This window comes from Clostridium brassicae (genome assembly GCF_026738875.1).
In the GTDB taxonomy this organism is placed as follows: domain Bacteria; phylum Bacillota; class Clostridia; order Clostridiales; family Clostridiaceae; genus Clostridium_H; species Clostridium_H brassicae.
Map to the genome: position 1 here is coordinate 77,277 of NZ_JAPQFJ010000003.1, position 14,707 is coordinate 91,983.

Below are 14,707 nucleotides of genomic sequence, written 5' to 3' on the forward strand. Positions count from 1 at the left end.
AATAAACTCAAAACATAGAGGAAGAGAGATTATCCAATTTCTTAAAGTGTAACAAAATTAAAACAAATAGGAGTGGATTGATAATTATGAATAAGAGTTTAAAATTATTATTAAGTGGTTTTACAGTAAGTATGGTGTTGTTTACAGGGTGTAGTATGGGGAAAACTAGTATTCTTCCAAAAGAAATTGTTGCAAATGCAATGGAAGTAAATGATAAAGCTAGTTCTTATTATGCTGAAGGAAAAATTCTGGTTTTTGAAAATGATAAAGTCGCTAGTGAAAGTGAAATAAAAGAATGGAGTAGCTTATCTCAAGGAAAATATAAAAGACGTTCAGAAACTATTAGTAAAAGTAGAGGAAAAACTGTAACTACTAATAATGGAGAAAAAGTTGTTATATATATGCAAGAAGATAATAAGGCTTTAATCAGTAAAGCGTTAGAAAATAAGGGGCTTACGGATAATTCTCAAAGAAAACAAGCTATGGATATGTTAGGAAGCATGAAAAATACTCATGAGATGTCTACTTTAGGAGAAGAAGACGTTAATGGTATGAAAGCATATCATTTAAAAGCAACACCAAAGCAAAAGGATAGTATAATAGGTACTATTGAGATTTGGGTGGATAAGAAAAACTGGTTTATAGTGAAACTTATATCTCAAAGCGGAAATTCAAAAATTCAATTAGAGTATACAAAAGTTGATTTTTCAACTAAATTTGATGAAAGCTTGTTTAATCAAAATCTTCCTTCAAATGTTAAAATTGAAGATCTAGATAAAAAAGCAAAAGAGAATAAAAAGAAAATAACTTTAACAGAAGCAAGAAAATTTATAGGAAAACCAATTCTTTATGTTGAAAAAACATCAGGGTATGACTTAAAAGAAATGAATCTTCAAATGTATGAAAGTAAAATAGTAACAGATGAGATAATACAAGATTATTATAAAAACAATAAAAAGTCATTTAATTTAAGTATTAGAAAAGAGCAGAAATTAAATGAAAAAGATAAAAAAGACAATGCCAAATTACAAGGAGAAAAGGATATAACAATAAGAGGGAAAAAAGGTATGTTTTTAGATGATGTAATAAAATTAATAACTTGGAGTGAGAATGGAGTAAGTTATTCATTTATGATTGAAGATCCAAATATGACTTTTGATGAAGCTAAAAAAGTAATTGAAAATATGAAAATTATGCCTTAGAAAATTATAATGAATAATTTTGTAAATAGAAAGCATACTGTGATATAATTTTTATGATTGGTGAGACAAGATAAAAGTACTAATCTGAAGGGAGAAAATACAGCAGTGCTAGAACTAAGTAATAAAACCAATAATTCAAAATTATTAAAGAAAAAAATGCTTTCTATTTGCCTTATTGCAATATCTTATATAACTGTAACAGTGAAAATTAAAGAGTTATCAAGTGTTAGAGATTCTTATGTTTTTGGAGAAAAGGTTGCTTACTTTATGGGAATGATAATCGGAATATCTGTTGTTCCATTGGTAGTTTCCTTAGCTATAGTAGGTTTAAATAAGTTTATTATAAAAAAGGGCAAAGTTTCTTTTTTATCGATTTTTTCTATTGCAATGTTTATCCGATGTCTAGCCATTCTAATACTCCCGCTCCTTTAGCGAGAGCGAAGAATGTCGCGACCCTGGATAACGGTTTCTAAGGAGTAAAACTCCTAAGAATCCTGTTTATCCGATGTCTAGCCATTCTAATACTCCCGCTTCTTTAGCGAGAGCGAAGAATGTCACGACCCTGGATAACGGTTTCTAAGGAGTAAAACTCCTAAGAATCCTGTTTATCCGATGTCTAGCCATTCTAATACTCCCGCTTCTTTAGCGAGAGCGAAGAATGTCACGACCCTGGATAACGGTTTCTAAGGAGTGAAACTCCTAAGAATCCTGTTTATATGGGTAACTTTTGTATTAATAAGGGAATGGATTTAAAGTATTATTAAAGGAGGGCTTACTTAGAAGGTAAGTCTTTTTGTGTTATAATCTTTTTAGGGTGTAATATAATGTATATTTACTTATTAACATAAATTATTTATAAGGGAATAAGGAGAAAAGCATGAATAACAATATTAAATTAAGTAAGGAAAAAAGAGAAGCCATGATTTTAGAAATTAAAAGTTATTTTGAAAATGAAAGAGATGAGGAATTAGGAGATTTAGCTTCAGGATTAATATTAGATTTTATTATAGAAAAAATAGCTCCTGAATTTTACAATCAAGGAATTTATGATGTTTATGCATATATGAATGATAGAATAGAAGATGTTTTAGGTCTTCAAAAATATTAAAATGTAGGATGAATACTTCAAAAGAAAGTCGCAGGATGATTTTTACATTTTTGTGAGGGTATAAAAATAAAGCATCGAGTTTTCGATGCTTATTCTATATTAATCCTAGGAATATTCATTTTAATTTCACTTTCTATCAAATCTAAAGTTCTTTTGTCTTTAGGAGCTGCAAATAAGTAAGCATATCCTTCTTCACCAGCTCTCCCAGTTCTACCTATGCGATGTATATAACTCTCAGTATTTTCAGGCATATCATAGTTATATATGTGACTAACTCCACTTATGTCCAGTCCTCTTGCGGCTACATCAGTAGCTATCAAATATTGAATATCTGTATTTTTAAAAGATTTCATTATTCTCTCACGCTTACCTTGAGGTATATCACTATGAATTTTTTGGCAATTGTAGCCTTTTTGATAAAGAGCTATCTCAAGATTATCAACTCTTCTTTTAGTTCTACAAAAAATAATGGCCATGAATGGATTATCTCTGTCTAAAATTTTACATAAGTCATCTTGCTTCCTTCTATCAGTAGTTTCAATGACAACTTGATTAATGTTTTTAAGAGTTATTTCTTCTTTTTCTATAGTTACCACTCTTGGATCATTCATATACCTATAGGCAAGTTTTTTAACTTGAGAGTTCATTGTTGCTGAAAAACAAAGAGTCTGACGCTTTGAAGATGTATGTTTTATAATTTTTTCAACTTCATTTTTAAAGCCCATATAAAGCATTTGGTCAGCTTCATCTAATACTAATGTTTTTAAATTACTAAGGTTGATTGTATTTCTTGAAATATGATCTAGAAGTCTGCCTGGAGTAGCAATTACAAGATGAACACTACCTTGTAACTTTTTTAGTTGAGATCCTATATCTTTGCCACCATATGCAGCTAATATATTTAACCCTTTAGCATTATTTAATTTCATAGCTTCTTCAGTTATTTGAATAGCAAGTTCTCTTGTAGGAGTTACTATTAAACCTTGAACCATATTCATATTAGGAGACATATTTTCAAACATTGGAAGTAAAAATGCAAGTGTTTTTCCAGTCCCAGTTTGTGCTTCTGCTATTACATCATTACCGTTTTTTATCAATGTTATGCTCTGTTCTTGAATAGGTGTTGGTTTTGTTATACCCTGGTTTTTTAGAATATTCAATATATCATCACTAAGTCCAAATTCTTTAAAATTAATCATTTTAATTTACCTTTCTATATTAAACTAATTTTTAGGATGTACAATAAGTTAATTTTATCTTTTGTGCTAGTTAATTATTTGAAAATAATTTACATGAAAGAAATCCCCAAAATAATATTTCATTAAAAACAACTCAATAATCAATTGAGGCAAACATATATGTTAGTGTTTTCTAAACACAACATTACCATAAATATTTAAATATTTAAAGACTTTATTATTATAAGTTTTGTCATTATTGATGATATTTATTAAGAAATAACACCTGATTTCATAAAGAATAGAAATAATTTAACTGATTATATATTTACCTCTGCCAATATAGATAATTAAGTAGTCTTATAAAAATTAGTTTATAATAAAAGATTACTCATAGTAATAGCTGAAAAGGCTACACAGGTAAAGATAATGCTGATGCATTGTTTAATGAGCAAAAAATAACTTTAGTACTAATGGAAACAACCTATAAGTTCCTAATTGGAAGCTTATGGGTTATTTTATATTTATAATTTTAGTAAAAATGAAAATTCTATAAACTTTGTATTAAATATTTGTTTTTTGTCGAAATAAGTATTTAATTACGTGATATAATAGCCATTAATCAATTACAGTATTCTAACATAAAGGAGGAAAAACATGGTATTCAGTTCCCAAATATTTATTTTTATATTTCTACCATTAATTTTGTTGATTTATTATACTATAGGAAACATTTTCCCTGGTAAGACCTTAAAAAATTATGTGTCTCTTTTTGCAAGTTTAATATTTTATGCCTGGGGAGGAATAGAATATTTACCTTTGCTATGTAGTTCTATTCTGATAAATTATATCTTCGGATTACTTATTGACAAATCAAAAGAAAGAAAACGCTTAAAAGGAATTATTCTATTAGTAGGTATAATATTAAATTTAAGCTTACTTTTTTATTACAAATATTACGATTTTTCAATAAGAAATATTAATAGAATTTTCAATAGTTCGTTTCAATATAAGGAAATCGCACTACCTATAGGAATTTCTTTTTTTACATTTCAGGGTATGTCATACATAATTGATATATATAGAAATGATGCAAATGTTAATAAAAATATTTTTTCTGTTGCATTATACATATCATTTTTCCCTCAATTAATAGCTGGTCCTATTGTAAAATATAAAGATATATATACTCAAATACGAAAAAGAGAAGAATCTGTAGAGTATTTTAGTTATGGTATTGAAAGATTTGTTATAGGATTATCAAAAAAAGTAATTATTGCTGATACTTTAGCTAGGACAGTTGATACAATATTTTCACTTTCAAATGGAGGAATTGATCAGCCTACAGCATGGTTAGGAGCTATTTGTTATACTTTTCAAATATATTTTGATTTTTCAGGATATTCAGATATGGCTATTGGGCTGGGTTATTTTTTTGGTTTTAAATTTAGGGAAAACTTCAATTATCCATATATATCAAAGTCTATAGATGAATTTTGGAGAAGATGGCATATATCTTTATCTACTTGGCTAAAAGAATATCTTTATATACCATTAGGAGGAAATAGAAAAGGTAATACATATTTAAATTTGTTTATTGTTTTTTTAGTTATAGGATTGTGGCATGGAGCTTCATGGAATTTTATTGCATGGGGGATATGGAATGGTGTATTTGTAATTATTTCGAAAATTATAAATAAAAAAAGATGGTATATAAAAACTCCTTCTTTTATCAGAAGAACAATTACTATGTCTATTGTTACACTAGGATGGGTGCTATTTAGAGCTAATGGATTGATGGATGCAATAAATTATTTATCAATAATGTTTGGAATAAACAAAGCTACAACGATTACATACCAATTTAGCTATTTTGCTAATAAAAAAATAGCATTTTGGATATTCATGTCAATCATAGGGAGTACTGCTGTAGTTAGTAACATATTAAAATTACATCAAAATAAAAAAATATTTCAAATAGCAAAAACAGTGTTTATTGGAATTTTATTTATTATTGCAATAGTATTTATAGTTAATTCAACATATAGTCCATTTATTTATTTTCAATTTTAAGGAGGTGTTAGTAGATGAAAAAAATACATTTTTTTAGAATGATTTTATTTCTATTTATAATTGTATTTCCTATATTTAGTATGAATTTGAAAAGTAATCAAGCTTCAGGTATAGATAATAGGAAACTCACTGAGTTTTCAGAGATATTTTCAGGAGAGAGTATTACCCAAAATATACAAAATTATATAGGAGATCGTATAGGGTTTAGAACTGAAATGGTTAACTTATATACTAAATCTATGGATATATTATTTGATGAAATGGTGCATCCAAGTTATCAATATGGAAAAGATGGATATATATTTCCTAAATTAAAAGAAAATAAAACAGATAAAGAGTTTCAAGAAGCTTATTCTGATTTTATACTAAATTTTCAAAATTATTGTACGGATAGAGGAATAAAATTTTTATATGCTGCTGAACCTAGTAAAACAACAATATACTCGGAGTTCCTACCACAGGGATATAATTATAACAATGAAAATCTTCAATATTTTTTAAATCTTCTTAAAGATAAAAATGTTAATTATTTATATACTGGAGAAGCTTTAATGAATGCTAAAAGCTCAAAACAAGTTTTTGATAAAAAATATGATGCTAATCATTGGAATGAAACTGGAGCTATTGTTGGAATTTCATCTATATTAGATAGATTAAATGATTTAGATTCAAGGATAAATAAATTTGATATTAACAAATTTGAAGCTGTAGATTATACTAATACAACACTTCCAGTTTCATATTTCGGCATAAATGAAAAAACTACACACTATAATTTGAAAAAAGACAATTCTGTGCCTATTACTGATTTTAAAGATGAGATTAAGCTGGCTAAGAATTTTACATATTTTGCTCATTATAAAAATCCTAATAATAAAAATGCACCTAAAATACTTATTTTTGCTGGAAGTTATTTTCAAGGAAGAGACAAGTTCCTTACGGAAAGTTTTTCAGAATTAGTTAGAATACATAATTATCATAATGTAGTTGATTATGATTATTATATAAACATTTTTAATCCAGATATAGTTTTGTTTGAGTCTACGGAATATACTCATTTAAATTATTATTTTCCTGTAGATAAAATGGAAAACACTATTCATAATAAGGAATTTAAAGCGTATTCTAATCTTCCAGAAAGTAAATTTGCATATATAAAAAATAATACTTTTAAAAAATCAGATACTAATTTGATGAACTTTTCAATTCCTATAGAAGGAGAGAAAGCATCTTATGCTTATGCTGATATTGCAAATAGAATATTAGACTGCAAAGTAAAGGAAGTTAGTGGAAAACAATACGTTGAATTTTCTATACCAACTTCAGAAATAAAAAATTTAAATAAATTTAGTTTATACTTAATTTCTCAAAATGAAAGCAAAATTGTAAAACTCCCTTGTAATTTAAATTAATCTCTTGTGATAGTTAGTTTGGTATAATTTACAAATAGAAAAGCTCCAATATGATATTATAATCTTTCATTAAAAACAATCAAATAACATATATAATAGAGCTTTCTAAATACAAGATTATCATAAATATTTAAAATTTAAATATGGAGTACTAAACTAGGGGAATTACATTTTTTAAAACAGAGCCTAAATAATTAATAAAAAATTTAAAAAAACACTTGCAATATTTTTTATATAGGATATACTTAAATAGAACCTTAATTCAGAAGTAAATGATTTGTTAAATGAATATGTTTCGAATTATCTAAAATTAAGAATAACTTAAGTATATAGATTTCGAAATTTTTATTAATGATTTATTTTTACAAAGAATTAAAGGAATAAAAATTTCGGAGGTAAGAAATTATGACAGGTACAGTTAAATGGTTTAACAGCGAAAAAGGATTTGGATTTATCACTACAGAAGAAGGAAACGACGTATTCGCTCACTTCTCACAAATCCAAAAAGAAGGATTCAAAACTTTAGAAGAAGGACAAAAAGTATCATTTGAAATCGTTGATGGCGCTAAAGGTCCTCAAGCTTCAAACATAACTGAAATCTAATTTTATTAGAAAAATTAAAACCTGAAGATTTATCTTCAGGTTTTTGTTATATCTTAGAATTAAACTTTAGTTTAATCCCATTTTTTTTCTTTTACCTATAATATGTGCTTCTATATTATTTGCTACTTCTATTGGGTCATCTCCAAGGGCAACTTTCCCTCCTGTTATCCCTTCTACTTCTTCAGTTAACAATTTTACAAGTTTAGGTGCTCCAGTCATAAATGGAACTGGTGATAGATGAGTATATGCACCATATGCTACTGCAAATATTCCATCTATGGTAGCTTTTTGTTCCATCCATTCAGGAGCAGTAACTGCTATTGGTAAATCAGATACATCAACATCTAAATGATCTGCAAGGGCTGTTACAAGCATTGATATTCTACCTGTATCTGTACAAGTTCCAAAACTTAATACTGGAGGTATTTTCAAAAGGTTACAGACTTCTTTTAGGCCTTCTCCAGCTAAGTTATTTGCTGCTTCTAAGGTACAAAGACCAGCTACTTCTAATGCATGGTTTCCACAACCACCAGAAACAACAAGTATATCTTTTTTTATTAATTCTCTTGTAAGATTTACTGTGTTCCAATCCTGTGGTCCATTTCTCAAAGTTGAACAATTGGCTAAAGCTACTACTCCTTTAATTTTTCCAGCAGCAATTACATCTACTAATGGATCAAGTTTATTTCCAAGTGCACCTAAAACTGCTTCGGTAGAGAAGCCTGCAATAGCTTTTTGAATTATTTTAGGAACCATAGGTTTAACATTATCTTTACGTTTTTTAAAGTTTTCTATAGCTAAATCAATTAATTTATCAGCCATAGCATCAACTTTTTCAGGATAGTATGGAATTTTATGTTGCAAACCAGGGAGATCTATAATAGTACTTATACTTACCAAAGTTGCTTGATATTTTTCTGCATAATGATCTATAGCAGGTGGAGAACAATTTTCTTCCATTGCCATAACGTCAACAGTACCTGTCGCTAAAAGTGGTTCTATAGATAACCAATTTCCCATTAAACCTACAAAAACATCATCTACTTCAAACCTTTGTAGTAATTCTTGACCTGTTTCAATAGAACCTACTACTCTAAGCCCTTTTGCTCCTGCTGCTCGTGCTTTTTCCTGAATTTCAGTCATTTTAGCTTTTTGTATTGTTGCAACACCACCCCAAGGTTGATGACCATTAAATACTATATTTACGTATTCAGGATCCATAATACCTAAATCTACATTTACTTCATGAGGCATAGGTGTTCCAAACAAGATATCTTGTGTCATTTCAAGTCCAATTTGTGAATTGTATATAGTAGCAATACCTAAGCGTAAAGCTTTTGCTGCTAAAGATACGTAACTTCCATCTACATTTGTCAAACAACTAGCTACACAATTTTGTTCTTCATGAACAGTACCAGCAGGATAAATGTTTAATTTTCTCCAAAGCTCTTTTCTTTTTTTAGGAGCAAATACTTCCACCATAAGGTTTTTATCTTCTGAATCAATTTTTTGCTGTTCTTCTAATAAATCTGCTAATTGTATAGCCATTTTATTTGTATCTTGATTTGTATCAATCCCTAATTTTTCACACATCCATTTCAACTTATTTACATCTTTAATTGAAAAAGGAGTTTTTCCCTCTGCTGTTGCTTTTAATGTACGAAAAGCTTCATATGCGTGATGGCTATATGTACCTGCACCCATTATGTTTTTTAATAAGAAGTTTCGCATTGCCATGGCATCTGGGCCAATTCCACAAACTCCTTTATCTTGATCTCCTTTCTCATTTATTCTACATGGACCTTGAGAACATAGCTGACAACTTAAACCTTGAAGGCAAAATTTACAGCGAATTTTTTCTTGGGCTGCCCATCTGTCAAACACATTAGACATCCCATCTTCTCTTATACGTTTTAACATCTCTTCAACTGAGTCATGATAGCTTACACGGCCCTCAGCTTTTTCTAATATAGTTTCATTCATTAAATAATCACCTCTTTTTAGTTTGCTATATTAAGTTTTCACACATATCAGTATAAATATGTATTATAATGAAATCTAAAGAGTAATGGCTTTAAATGGTTAATATTTAAATTCTTATAAATGGAAAAGAGGTAGTAAGTATGTTAAAGACAAACAAAGAAAAAGTTGTTAAATGGTCTGTTCAAGGAAAGGTGCATCATCCATTATTTTAATTAATAGAGGTTAATAAAATGAAATATGGAGGAATATATGGATAGAATTAAACTGTTTAAAGAAAATTCTTTAAAAGAAAGTGCTAAACTATTAATGTCAACTTTTAATAAAGAGCCATGGAATGAAAAATGGACTTTTGAAACTGCTTTTAAAAGATTAGAGGAGACATACAAAACTCCTAATTTTAAAGGGTGGATTTATGAGAAAGATGGTAACATAGTAGGTGTTATTATGGGAAATTGTGAACAATGGTATGAAGGAACTCAATATTATATTAAAGATTTTTTTGTAGATACCAATATTCAAAAACAAGGCATTGGAAGTAAGTTATTAAAACATTTAGAGGAAGAATTAAAAACTTTAGGTGTAAAATTTATTCATTTTTGGACACTTAAAGGTGGAGAAACAGAAAAATTTTACAAAAACAATGGATATGAATTACCTGATACATTAACGTTGATGACAAAAAATTTAGATAATGAATAATAAAAAATTATATTTAATTAATAGATTAATATACAAAGAACGTATTTAATCACAAATAACCCCATATATTGTACATTTTGACAAGGTTTTCACAAAATAGTATAATTATATAGACAAACAAGAGGTGAGGGGTTGAGTGTGTGAATAGATCAAATAAAATGTTAGCAATATTTTTTGTATTATTATTTATAGTTTGTTTTATGTTAGGAACGGGATTAGGTTTTTACTGTGTAAAGTTTGACACAAATCCTAAAGCTATAGCAACTAATGCATTATCTTTTTTTAGTAAGTCTTCTAAACCTCAAGAAAGTGTAAAAGCTTATTTTGATTGCCTTAAAAAACAAGATACTAAGAAAGCAGCAACTTATATTAGAGAATCAAGTGATGAGGCAAAGTCTACAAATAAGAATAATAAACCCAAGTTTGAAAATAAATATGAAGAAGAGGTAATGAAGGAGTTTACTTCTAAATTAAAATATGAAGTTATTTCAACCAAGGTAGATGGGAACAGTGCTAAAGTAAGGGTAAAGATTACAGCACCAAATTTAAGCAAAATAACAGCAAATATAATTGGGGATTTATTGCCAACTATCTTTTCACAAGCAATAAGTGGAAAGCAAGATGATAAAAAAATAGAAAGTATGACAATGGAACGTTTATTAAATAGCCTTAAAGACTCTGAAGTTTCAATGAGTACTAGCGAAATAGATATTGAGTTATTGAAAGATAAAGAGAAAAAAATGTGGTTAATAGTAGGAAATGATGAGCTTTTTAATGCTTTAACAGGTGATTTAGGAAAAGTTTTTGGTGAATTAGAAAAAAGTATGAAAAAGTAGTATTTGTTAGTTTTAACAATAGGTTCTGTTTTAAAAGAATGTTATTGCCTACATTTTTTAAAACAGAGCTATTTATAAAAAGAGTATATCAGAAATTATTATTTAATAACAATTTCTGATATACTCTTTTTAGTGATATCTACAGTTATATTAATTATCAATTTATTTTTTCTTTTTTATTAACTTTCTTATACCCAATATGACAAAGGCGATTGATGAAATAAAGAACAATACATGAGGAAAACCAATATCATCACTACCACTACTAGAATTTTCAACATTAACTTTTTCTGATTTTGGTGTATCTGATATGGGTACTACAACAGGTGTGCTTTTTGAAGTACTTTTATTTAATTTTCGGGTAGTTCTAGGTTTAGTACGATTAGGAATATTTTGTTTTTTATTTTTTGTTGGAGCACTACTTTTAGGTGTTGATGTAGTAGGTTTGTTAGTAGTATTAGGTTTAACAGTACTTGAATTTGATTTTGAGCTACTACTTGAAGAAAAATTACCACTTTTAAAATCTGATGATGAGGAAGGTTTACTGGTAGTAGAACTAGATTTAACAGTATTAGAACTTGATTTTGAACTATTTTTTGAAGAAAAGCTACTACTTTTAAATCCTGAATTAGAGCTAGAGTGCTTTGAATAACTTGATTTAGAACTTTTAGATTTAGCATATGTTGTATCAATGCTAAAAAGTCCAGATATTAAAAATGTGAATATAAGTGCAAAAACTAAAAATATTTTATCTATTTTATTATTCATATTTAAGTCTCCTTAAAATTAAGATATCTTTTATTATTAACAATGTAATTTATCCGATGTAATATTCCTATCTTTTTCAAAGTGAGAATAAAATAAAGAGCGGCTAACGTTCCTGTATAATGATTTTTAAGCTCTAGAGGGAGTAAAAACTCTATCTAAAGCTAAGAATTCTGTTTATATAAAGAAACTACACTATTAAATTCTTCTTCATCAGTTATCTCACCGTAAGTATCTTCTTTTATTCCAGGGTAATAATATAAGATATACTTATCATCTTTGTCATAAACATTTTCAATGATTATATATTTTTGTTTTATTTCTAAGTTTTGAATTATGGATAACACCTTATATGTATTATCTTCTTCTGTATCGTTATTGGTAAGGGTTAATGTGAAATTTTTAAAAGTACTCATATTTATTTTTTTATGATCACAATACTTTATTATAGAGTCTTGTCTACATGTAAGGCATGGGTCAAATCTACATTCATTAGGACATTTTAAACAAGCACATTTAGTACAGTTTTCTAGTTGATTTAAATCAATTTTGTTTTTTTGTTTATAAGCTTCTAGTACTTTTTTGTATTTTTCATCATTTTTAAAAAGTTCAAGAATTCCCTTGCCGTCAACTAAGTTATCTACTTCATTTATAAGGTTTATATATTCTTTTAAAATATTAGATTTTTTTACATATTTTCTTCTATATAAGTATTCTTTTGAAAGATAATCTTCTATTTCAATAGTAGCGTCCATAATTTCCGTATATATTTTTCCAAATGTATTCTTTTCGTTTTCCGTATAGTCCTTAATTTTATTCATTAAGTATCCCCCACATGTTGATAATGTATTTTATAAATTTATTGAAAATCCCCATGTTAAATGGGGGCTATTGTTTTAGATGTATTGAGTTAAGTTCCCAGTTCAAATAATATTTTTTTATTTACTAGATTTTATTGCTGTTTATACTTAGCAAGTTCAGCATCTAAATCAAATGTTTCTAACTGTTCAAATTCCTTGTCTAAAGAATCATCAAAGCTTAATTCTCCTAAACCTTCGGCTAAAGCTTCTTTTTTTGAAATTTTTCTTTCTATATCATCTAAATTTATTCTATTACTTTCTGTACTTACATTTGAAAGCATTTCATTGACTTTTTGAGTAGCTTCAGCATTATTCATTCTAGCTTCAGCTTGGTCTCTATACTTTCTAGTATTTTCACTTTCTTTTTGTAGGTTAGATAATTTCTTTTTTAATTCTTCACCTTGAATTTTTGATTTTTCATAAGATTTTTCTAGAATATCGTATTCTTTTTGTGTTGTAAGCTTTCTTTCAAGAGCTTTTTTAGCTAATTCTTCATTTCCCTTGCTAAGGGCAAGTTTGATTTTAGCTTCAAAATCGTCCATTTCTGTTTTTAGCTTGTCTAACTTAAGTTTAGTTTCATGTATGTTCCCTAAAACTTGTGCTGAAGCTAGTTTAGCTTTATTAAAGCTTTCTTCCATATCTCTAATTTTTTGATCTAGTAGTTCAATTGGATTTTCAATTCTATCTAAAGCATCGTTTGTTTTAGCTTTAATTATATTTGACATTCTTTGAAATATACCCATAAATTAAGACTTCCTTTCCACATTAATTAAATTTTAGATTTTTTTACTTTTTTTGATAAAACATCACTATGATTATAGCATAATTGTAGTATATTTAACATAATTTTCTTGGATTCTACTATATTTATAGGTACTTATATTAAATTATAGCATTAACTATAATTTAATTAGATTAAGTAGTTTAATATACAGAGTGTTAATTTTATAAAATTATTTATTAATATTAAGAAAATCAAAATAATTCATTAAAAATAATGTTAAAATAAATATAAATAATATATAATTTAATAAAATAGGAAACTAAACTTTATAAACTAATGTACGAATTTTTCTAGCATCTACAAATGGTATCGTTAATAGGGGTAAGGAAAGTAAGCAATAATAGTTAAGATATTATTTATATTCTTGGGAGTGTGAATATATGAAGAAAAACTCAATAAAAGAATTTGTTTTTAAATTAAGTCATATTTTTGAAATAATACTAGCATTAATGGTATTACTAAAAGTTTTATTAGGAACTATAGATTTATTTAGAATGATATGGGTTTCTTATGTACAAAACATATCTAATCCCGTTACTTATTATGAATTAGAAGATTTGTTTGGATATGCTCTTTTATTAGTTATAGGAGTAGAGCTTGTTGTAATGCTAACATTACATACAGCAGAGAGTGTAATAGATGTACTTTTATATGCTATAGCCAGAAAAATTTTATTAATACCCAAAGATAAAGGGATGACTGAAATTTTCATGGGTATATTAGCCATAGTTTTATTATTTGGTATAAAAAAATATTTATTTAATAAAAAAGAATATTTAGATGAAAATAGTGGATCAGACTAAGATTTATATGAGAATTAAATAGATATATGTTTTGAAAAATAAGTTGGTAAAATTTAAAATATAATTTATGAGAGTATTTATTTAGTTACATATATGGTATATAATTGGTTTGGTAAAAAATTATGTTAATGACATTGTAGGGGAGAATATTATGGATATACTTTTTTATTTATTAGTGATAGGCCTGCTACTATATAGTATATGGTGGAGACCTAAAGTCTGTAAAGAAAAAATTAGGAATAAAATAAGAAAAATGGGTGGGGAAGTATTGGATATTGAATCACTTAGTTCTAGAGAGAGAATATATAGCGTAAAGTACAGAATAGGAGAAAAGAGTGAGAAAGCTGTTGTGATATTTGATTTTGCGTATGAAGAAGAATGGAAATAATTATTTATAAGAG

At 27.3% G+C, this 14,707-nt stretch carries 15 protein-coding genes; 10 read left to right on the forward strand and 5 right to left on the reverse strand.

The window, feature by feature from the left end; translation table 11 throughout:
* Positions 1 to 86 precede the first annotated feature (86 nt).
* From OW729_RS03800 to OW729_RS03810, 3 genes are all read left to right on the forward strand, one after another.
* Positions 87 to 1,202: a LolA family protein gene (locus tag OW729_RS03800; RefSeq protein ID WP_268060122.1), complete on the forward strand. Its 1,116-nt coding sequence runs from the start codon at positions 87 to 89 to the stop codon at positions 1,200 to 1,202.
* A gap of 105 nt (positions 1,203 to 1,307) precedes the next feature.
* Positions 1,308 to 1,634 carry a hypothetical protein gene (locus OW729_RS03805; protein WP_268060123.1) on the forward strand — a complete coding sequence of 109 codons (327 nt, stop codon included), beginning with the start codon at positions 1,308 to 1,310 and terminating at the stop codon, positions 1,632 to 1,634.
* 445 nt (positions 1,635 to 2,079) lie between these two features.
* Positions 2,080 to 2,310, forward strand: coding sequence for a DUF2164 domain-containing protein (locus tag OW729_RS03810; protein WP_268060124.1), 231 nt, complete (start codon positions 2,080 to 2,082; stop codon positions 2,308 to 2,310).
* An 89-nt stretch (positions 2,311 to 2,399) separates the two neighbouring features.
* Here OW729_RS03810 and OW729_RS03815 read toward each other — a convergent pair whose 3' ends face one another.
* On the reverse strand, positions 2,400 to 3,509 hold the full coding sequence (locus tag OW729_RS03815; RefSeq protein WP_268060125.1) for a DEAD/DEAH box helicase: 1,110 nt from the start codon (positions 3,507 to 3,509) through the stop codon (positions 2,400 to 2,402).
* A gap of 636 nt (positions 3,510 to 4,145) precedes the next feature.
* Between OW729_RS03815 and OW729_RS03820 the strand changes: the two genes are divergently transcribed.
* The 3 genes from OW729_RS03820 (at position 4,146) to OW729_RS03830 (ending at position 7,576) form a co-directional block, all read left to right on the forward strand.
* Positions 4,146 to 5,561, forward strand: coding sequence for an MBOAT family O-acyltransferase (locus OW729_RS03820; RefSeq protein WP_268060126.1), 1,416 nt, complete (start codon positions 4,146 to 4,148; stop codon positions 5,559 to 5,561).
* 14 nt (positions 5,562 to 5,575) lie between these two features.
* Positions 5,576 to 6,973, forward strand: coding sequence for an alginate O-acetyltransferase AlgX-related protein (locus OW729_RS03825; protein ID WP_268060127.1), 1,398 nt, complete (start codon positions 5,576 to 5,578; stop codon positions 6,971 to 6,973).
* Between the two features lie 405 nt (positions 6,974 to 7,378).
* Positions 7,379 to 7,576, forward strand: a complete 198-nt coding sequence (locus OW729_RS03830) for a cold-shock protein (RefSeq protein WP_308152259.1) — start codon at positions 7,379 to 7,381, stop codon at positions 7,574 to 7,576.
* 66 nt (positions 7,577 to 7,642) lie between these two features.
* On the opposite strand, the gene cooS is transcribed toward OW729_RS03830, so the two are convergent.
* Positions 7,643 to 9,559 carry an anaerobic carbon-monoxide dehydrogenase catalytic subunit gene (cooS, locus tag OW729_RS03835; protein ID WP_268060128.1) on the reverse strand — a complete coding sequence of 639 codons (1,917 nt, stop codon included), beginning with the start codon at positions 9,557 to 9,559 and terminating at the stop codon, positions 7,643 to 7,645.
* Positions 9,560 to 9,808: 249 nt separating this feature from the next.
* On the opposite strand from cooS, the gene OW729_RS03840 reads away from it, so the two are divergent.
* Both OW729_RS03840 and OW729_RS03845 read left to right on the forward strand, forming a co-directional pair.
* Positions 9,809 to 10,258, forward strand: a complete 450-nt coding sequence (locus OW729_RS03840) for a GNAT family N-acetyltransferase (RefSeq protein ID WP_268060129.1) — start codon at positions 9,809 to 9,811, stop codon at positions 10,256 to 10,258.
* 140 nt (positions 10,259 to 10,398) lie between these two features.
* Positions 10,399 to 11,094: a DUF4878 domain-containing protein gene (locus OW729_RS03845; RefSeq protein WP_268060130.1), complete on the forward strand. Its 696-nt coding sequence runs from the start codon at positions 10,399 to 10,401 to the stop codon at positions 11,092 to 11,094.
* A gap of 162 nt (positions 11,095 to 11,256) precedes the next feature.
* Here the strand turns inward: OW729_RS03845 and OW729_RS03850 are convergent, their stop codons facing one another.
* The 3 genes from OW729_RS03850 to OW729_RS03860 form a co-directional block, all read right to left on the reverse strand.
* A complete protein-coding gene (locus OW729_RS03850; RefSeq protein WP_268060131.1) occupies positions 11,257 to 11,862 on the reverse strand; it encodes a hypothetical protein in 606 nt (201 codons plus the stop codon).
* 161 nt (positions 11,863 to 12,023) lie between these two features.
* Positions 12,024 to 12,680 carry a DUF1292 domain-containing protein gene (locus OW729_RS03855; RefSeq protein WP_268060132.1) on the reverse strand — a complete coding sequence of 219 codons (657 nt, stop codon included), beginning with the start codon at positions 12,678 to 12,680 and terminating at the stop codon, positions 12,024 to 12,026.
* Between the two features lie 131 nt (positions 12,681 to 12,811).
* The gene (locus OW729_RS03860; protein ID WP_268060133.1) at positions 12,812 to 13,462 is read right to left on the reverse strand and encodes a PspA/IM30 family protein; all 651 of its coding nucleotides are present in this window, start codon (positions 13,460 to 13,462) and stop codon (positions 12,812 to 12,814) included.
* A gap of 421 nt (positions 13,463 to 13,883) precedes the next feature.
* On the opposite strand from OW729_RS03860, the gene OW729_RS03865 reads away from it, so the two are divergent.
* On the forward strand, positions 13,884 to 14,306 hold the full coding sequence (locus OW729_RS03865) for a phosphate-starvation-inducible PsiE family protein (RefSeq protein WP_268060134.1): 423 nt from the start codon (positions 13,884 to 13,886) through the stop codon (positions 14,304 to 14,306).
* A 151-nt stretch (positions 14,307 to 14,457) separates the two neighbouring features.
* Positions 14,458 to 14,694, forward strand: coding sequence for a hypothetical protein (locus OW729_RS03870; protein WP_268060135.1), 237 nt, complete (start codon positions 14,458 to 14,460; stop codon positions 14,692 to 14,694).
* Positions 14,695 to 14,707 lie beyond the last annotated feature (13 nt).